Source organism: Marinobacter sp. (assembly GCF_041690455.1).
Classification (GTDB): domain Bacteria; phylum Pseudomonadota; class Gammaproteobacteria; order Pseudomonadales; family Oleiphilaceae; genus Marinobacter.
Map to the genome: position 1 here is coordinate 1 of NZ_JAWLHI010000104.1, position 520 is coordinate 520.

Sequence of the window (520 nt, forward strand, 5' to 3'; positions counted from 1 at the left end):
GACTCAGGTCACGGTTTTGCGGCGAGAAGTGCGGACATATCCCGGAGGTAATGCCAGGGGGAGAGATCATCGAAACCCTTGGCCGCCCGGTCGATCTGACTGCACAGGCGGGTGGCCTGTTGCAGCTGGCCCGGGCTAAGGCGGCGGGCGGCACGCTCGAGCACCCGTGCACGCTGGGGCTGGAACACGCCCCGCTTCTTCAGGAAGGCGGCAGGGTTTTCGCCCTGGCCCGCCGCGGCCCGAAGCTCGGCCACCAGGTTCAGATCCCGGTTGAGCACGGCCAGCAGGCCCAGCGGATTCTCGCCCTCCTGTTGCAGCACTCCGATCATTTTGCCGGCGTGGGGTGCTCTGCCCGCGAGTAGCTCCAGCACCAGTTCAAAGCCATTGAAGCGGGAGCTGTCCTGGACCGCCTGCTCGATGGTTTCCTCGTCGATGGTGTTGCCGTTGGTCAGCAGGGCCAGTCGGTCCAGCTCCTGGCTCGCGGCCAGCAGGTTGCCTTCCAGTCGTTCGGCAAGCATGG

The 520-nt window shown here is 66.0% G+C and carries 1 protein-coding gene; it reads right to left on the minus strand.

Going from position 1 to position 520, the window contains the following annotated elements; translation table 11 throughout:
* Positions 1-8: 8 nt before the first annotated feature.
* Positions 9-520 (minus strand): DNA polymerase III subunit delta (gene holA / locus ACESMW_RS17620; protein ID WP_372988290.1); only part of this gene is annotated, 512 nt, incomplete at its 5' end.